Source organism: Pandoraea sp. B-6, from assembly GCF_000282835.1.
Taxonomy (GTDB): domain Bacteria; phylum Pseudomonadota; class Gammaproteobacteria; order Burkholderiales; family Burkholderiaceae; genus Pandoraea; species Pandoraea cepalis.
Map to the genome: position 1 here is coordinate 61579 of NZ_KB290536.1, position 6009 is coordinate 67587.

A 6009-nucleotide genomic window follows, 5' to 3' on the forward strand; every position below is an offset into this window, starting at 1 on the left:
GCCGAGGCGACGCGTCTGGGCGTGGTAGCCGGGCCCGCCGGACGTGTCGTCAAGACGGCGCTGTTCAAGGCCTTCTATCAGTATTGCCTGCTGTCCGCGGTCGACTGGATGGTGATTACGGCGCGTCCGCCGCTGCATCGGCAGTATGAAGCCCTGATGTTTATCGACGTGTTCCCGTCGCAAGCCCTGATCCCGATGGCACACGTCGGCGGCATCGGACACCGCGTGCTGGCGCTGGACGTGGCGCAGGCACGCACGCGTTGGCAGGCGGCGGAGCATCCTTTGTTCGCCTATATGTGCCTCACCCATCATCCCGACCTGCGGCTGGGGGTGCCGGGAATGCAGGACGTTGTGCGGGCGTCATCAGGCGAAGCCAGTGTTGGCGCGCATTTGCGGGATTTATCTTTTGGTGGCGACGCGGTACGATGCGGTGCATCAGGCTTCAGCTTGTCGGTGTAATGCCGTTATTCGAACTAACGTTATCCCGTCGCCTGCCGCATTCGGTCTTTTGGGCGATGGCGATAACGCGCAAGGCGGGCAAAAGAGACCTGCCCGTGTCGGCCTGCATCGGGGTCGCACGGGCCAGGGCCGGCCCGGCCGGCAGGGCGTGCCGAGGGGTACGCCTTGCCCGGCGAAGCTCGCGGGGGCGACCAATAAGATAAGGGCTTAAGATTTCTATGGCGGGGGAACTCGGCAACGAGCGTGACGATTACAGCCGCAATTCGACCGATTTCGCCGACGAGTGGGCGGAACGCTCCGGTTCGCGGCGCCGTTGGCGCGTGAGCGCGCGGCTCGACGAGCTTTTTCGTACGATTTCGCTGTACGCCGTTCCCGCCGCCATCATGCTGCTCTCGGGCCTGGTGCTGATGTTCCAGGAGAGCCAGTACGCCGTGCGGGGTGAAACATCGTTGACCTTTCAGGCGAAAGGCGATGTACCCGCTACGTTCGGCCCGCCGATGGTGCAGGGCGTCCTTGAGCGCGCGCCCGCCGTTCGGCAGTTCAGCACGCATCTGTCCGAGGCGCCGGTGTGGTTCCGGGTCACCGTGCCGCCCGTGGGCGCTGCCCAACATACGGTCATCGAATTTCCCTCGCGCCACGCGCAAACGCTGATCTGCTGGCGCAACCCCGACGCCCCGGCCATCGGACGCGCGGACCGCAGCGCCGTGCGCGGGGCGATCCGAATGTCGAAAGCGGGCTTTGCGATCGATCTCGGGCAACTCGTCGCGCCGGTGACACTCCTGTGCGAGGGCACATTCTCCGGGCCGGCGCATCTCACGCTGGTCGCCTGGCCGGCGTCCGAACTGAATGTCTCCGAACGCGAGTTCCATCGCAGCAACGGCTTGCTCGAAGGCGGTCTGTTGACGCTTTCGGCATTCGTGCTCGTCACCGCCATCATCAACAAGGAATGGCTCTACGTCCTGTTCGCGGCGTGGCTGATCGGCAACTTGCGGCTCGCGGCGAACTCGCTCGGGGCCGACACGCAATGGCTGGAACGCGCCATTCCGACCGACCTTGACGCTCTGGTGCGCAAGGCGACATTCGCCATCTACTACGTGCTGACGTATTCACTGTTCACGCAGCTCTTCAAGCGGGAGTTGCGCCGCATCGGCTGGCGGTGGATGGTGATGGTGCTGCAATGGGCCGGCGTGGTGCTCTGCTGCGCGGCCATCGCATTGCCGTATGCGCATTTCATCCCCGTGCTGTGGGTTGTGGCCGCCCTGGGCATCGCCATCGTCCTGGTGCTGCTGACCCGCATTCTCGTGCTGACGCGCTCGCGGGTCGCGATGTGGTACAGCGCGTCGCTGTCGATCGTCCTGTTTGCCACGTTTTCCGAAGTGATCGCCGCCGCGTTCAATGCGCGCGCGTTGGCGACGGCGTTCAACAGCGTGACCGCGGCGCTGTTCTCGAGCCTCATGGCGGCGCTGGCCATTGCCGAGCAGATGCGGGCCGAGCACCAGGGCAAGCTCGAAGCCCAGACCGAACTGCGCAACGCCTACGACGTGACGCCTGTCGGCCTGTTCACCCTCGACGATCAGGGTGTTTTCGTTCGTGGCAACGCGGCGTTGCACACCATGCTGGGCATTCCCAATACCGAAGGGCGAACGTTCCGCTGGGACCAGTACTTCGGCCAGAGCACCTGGCGCATGCTGCTCGATGTCGCGCAGCACAGCGAGGAATCGGAACTCGAAATTCTCTCGCTGCCCCGCGACGACGGCCGCACCAGCCGCTATCTCGTCAAGGCGATTTTCTCCGCAGGACGCATCGAAGGCTCGTTGCAGGACATCACCGAACGGGCTCGCACGATGGAGCAATTGCGCTATCTGGCGGAGAACGACCCGCTCACCGGCGTCTCGAACCGGCGCGGCATCGAAAAGGCGCTGGCCGAGGCCATCCGTACCTTATCCGACGCCAGGCCGGCGGCATTGGCCTATCTGGATCTGGATCGGTTCAAGCTAGTCAACGATCTCTTCGGCCATGCGGCGGGCGATGAGGTGTTGCGCCAGGCATGCGATCGGATGCGAGCACGCTTGTCGACGGATCAGAGCGTGGGGCGCACCGGCGGCGACGAGTTCATCGTGGTGTTTCGCGATGCGACGATCAAGGAGGCGGCCGCCGTGGCGCGCCGTCTGGTCGACGCGATTTGCGGCGAGCCTTATCAGATTGGGGAGCGCGCGTTTCAGGTGCGCGCGTCGGCCGGGGTCATCGAGCTGACCGCCGATATGCGGGTGCCCGACGCGATTTCATCGGCCGACCGCGCCTGTCGCGAGGCCAAGAAGAGTCGCCGGGAGTTGGTGGTCTATGAGCGCGGGGCGGCGGCATTTCGTGAGCGCCTCGCCGAATTGCGGTTGATCGATGCGCTCGACGCCGGACTCACGCCCAACACGCTGTTTCTCGAAATGCAGCCGATCATGGAGATGGCGTCGCCCGGCGAGTCGCTCAACTTCGAGGTGTTGCTGCGCATGCGCGATTCCGACGGCAACATCGTACCGGCCTCGCGTGTCATCAGCGCGGCCGAGGAGAACGGCAGCATCGGCATGATCGATAAATGGGTACTGACGAACACGCTCGCCTGGATCGACCTGAACCGCGACCGTCTCGCAAAAACACGGTTTGTGTGTGTCAATCTGTCGGGGGCGTCGCTCAACGACGAACATTTCATTCGGGACATCTTCACCACGCTGGCGGCCCATGAGCGTGCCGTCGGGTTGCTGTGCATCGAGATCACGGAAACCGTGGCGCTGCACGATCTCGACAATACGCGTCGCTTTGTCGATCGGATTCACCAACTGGGCGGACGCATCGCGCTGGACGACTTCGGTGCGGGCTTCAGTTCTTTCTCATACCTGAAGGATCTGGCGGTCGACGCCATCAAGATCGACGGCGCGTTCGTGAAAAGCATGGCGGCGCATCCGGCCAATCTGGCGATCGTCGAAGCGATTGTGGCGCTGGCGAAGAATCTCGGGATTCGCAGCGTCGCGGAGTGGGTGGAAGACACCGCAACGCTCGAAGCCTTGTCGGAACTGGGGGTCGACTATGTTCAGGGCTTTCTGATTGCGCGCCCGCAAACGCCCGAGGCTATCCTGGCCGCCGACTCGGCCGTCAGTTTCGTTCGCGATCCCCAACTGGCATCTTTGCTGCTCGAGTTGGGGGATGCGTTCTACCCGCGTCATCGCAGCAACTCGGCATTGCACTGATTCGATTCTCCCGACGCGACGCTTCGACAGTCCGTCGGCGAGGTGCGTCCGTTAGCCGATAAAAGTCGCATCAGTCGACGATTTGTCGTGCGAATTATCCGTATTTTTCGCAATACTGTATTGCCCGCGCGATTCCCGCCCGGCACTCGATCCGCAGTGCCCAATATGCCGGAAACCCCCATGAATCGGGCGTTTCCGCGTCAAGTCATTTTTTTCGGGGCGTCATCAAAACGTAACCCGAAGTAAGAATTCCAATTGGAATAAATCTTGTCCCCGGTAAAGGCCGGGTGGCAGAATCAACGCATCGACGTGGTGGAGCGCATCCTCCATGCGCCGGTGAGCCGTATCCGTGGGTGGGGCATGACGCGGAATGCAATGCGGCGCATCGGCGTCCGGCAAATGACAGGCACGCGATATGCAACGGGGTTAGGAACGCGCACATTCACGAGATGCGCGCGGCGCAACCGTAGGACCTAGCCAGAACAACGACAATGATCTCGACGCTTCTCAAACTCGTCTACCGCTACAGCCATACAGCGAAGTGGCGGCACAACGAACGCCTCTGGCCGCACGCGCGCATCGAGCGCGATGCCATGGGAGCCATCGAGCGCTTTACGTGGCGCTCGCGCCGGGTGCCACTCGTTCGGCGCGCCGAATTGCAGCGCCTGCGCCGCTTGCCGTGCCACATCATCGCCAGCGGCCCATCGGTTGCCGATATCGATTATGAAGCGCTGCCGATGCATCACGTCATGGGCGTGAATGGGGCCATCGCGCTGACCGACCACGCGCCGGTCAAATTCAATTTCTACTGCATTCTCGACGCCGGTTTCGTGCGTCAGCGTCCGGACCTGGCGCGCCGCGTCGTGGCGCGCGATCTGGTGTTGTTCGTCACGCCGGTCGTGCTCGCCCGTTTGCTGGACACGTTCCCGGCGTCGGCGTTCGGGTGCCGTTTCTATCTTGTAGACGATATTTTCAAGCGCGGGATGGAGGCGGCTAGGACGCCCGAAGCGCTGCGCGCGAACCCGCAGGTTGGGGCAAGCGCGGCGTTCCAGGGCGAGCAGGGCCGCCTCGGGTACAGCTTCGATCTCGACCATGGCTTCTTCCACGGTGGCACCGTCGCGTATTTTGCACTCCAGGTGGCGACGTGGCTGGGCTTCACCGAGGTGTACCTGCATGGGGTCGACTTGCGCGACGCCGCGCAGACGCCACGGTTCTACGAGACCCTGCAAACGCGTGCGCCGACGCGGTTGGACGTGGAGTTCTCCAGCCTGATCGAGCCGTCGTTCCGCCACGCGTCGGCGGTCTTGCGCGCACGCGGTGTGCGCGTCGAGAACCTGTCGCAAGCGAGCGCGCTGGGGGACGACATCTTCGCCAAAGTCGACTGGCGCGCGCTGCGTCGCCGGAACCTGAGTCTGGTCGTACCGGACGCGAGCGGCGAGAGCGCCGGTCTCGGCAGCATGCCGACGTGGCGCTCGACCGGCACGCACGGTCGGCCGTAACGTCTGCCACGCGCGGCACCCAGGTCAGCCGATGCGCGAAAGTCCTTGCCGAGAGGGCCTCCGCACGGTGGTCTACCTGCTACAATCGCACTCCGGGTTTTCCTGAAGTACGAGCGATTATGGGGTTTGGCTGGTTCGGACTGTCGACGTTTTGGTTGCTGGCGTTGTGCTGGCCTGGCGTGCGGGGTCTGCTTGGCGGTGAGATACGAATCTTCGGCCCCGGCACGCTGCGCATGCTGCTCGGTATACCGCTCGCGATCGGATCGAGTGCCACGCTCGCCGCGCTGACGGGCGGGGAGGGCAACACCGCGGGGGGCAGCGTCGGCCAATCCCTGTCTCACGGCTTGCACGTCGCGTTGGGCGGTACGCTCGCGATGGGCGTGGCGAGCTTCGTCCTGCTCTTTTCCCTTCCGCTGGTCTTCGGCACCACTTGGTGGGGCATGTTCGCGCGCGGCAAATCGTCCGACGACGATATCGAGGCGCCCGGCTACGAATCGCGCTTCGATGGGGCCGCCCGCGAGCCGGCGCGGGGTCTTTCACACATGTCGTTCGACACGAGTGAGCGTGGTGAGCGCGGCGAGCGATTTACGCCCACGCTCGGACAAGGGCATCACGATGTCGGTAGCCTGAGGGAAGACGCGGTGCCGCGCCGCCGTGGTCTGGCGGCACAGCCGCGCTGGAAGTTGTCCGACGAGGAGCGCGCGCGGCTCGACGCCATGCGACCGCCGCCGTTGAGGGTGCCGGGTGCGCCGCGCACCGAGCCGTCGTTTGCGAATGGCGCGCGACTTCGTCCGACAGGCAAGGGCGCCTCGGTG

2 protein-coding genes and 2 pseudogenes are annotated in these 6009 nt (G+C 64.3%); all 4 read left to right on the forward strand.

What is annotated here, in order from left to right; all coding sequences use genetic code 11:
- A pseudogene (locus A985_RS27110) lies at positions 1-459 on the forward strand (hypothetical protein); the annotation flags it as partial.
- A 218-nt stretch (positions 460-677) separates the two neighbouring features.
- The gene (locus tag A985_RS0115595; RefSeq protein ID WP_017234333.1) at positions 678-3695 is read left to right on the forward strand and encodes a bifunctional diguanylate cyclase/phosphodiesterase; all 3018 of its coding nucleotides are present in this window, start codon (positions 678-680) and stop codon (positions 3693-3695) included.
- Positions 3696-4186: 491 nt separating this feature from the next.
- On the forward strand, positions 4187-5194 hold the full coding sequence (locus tag A985_RS25735; protein WP_017234334.1) for a hypothetical protein: 1008 nt from the start codon (positions 4187-4189) through the stop codon (positions 5192-5194).
- Between the two features lie 119 nt (positions 5195-5313).
- Positions 5314-6009: pseudogene (locus A985_RS28630) on the forward strand (hypothetical protein); the annotation flags it as partial.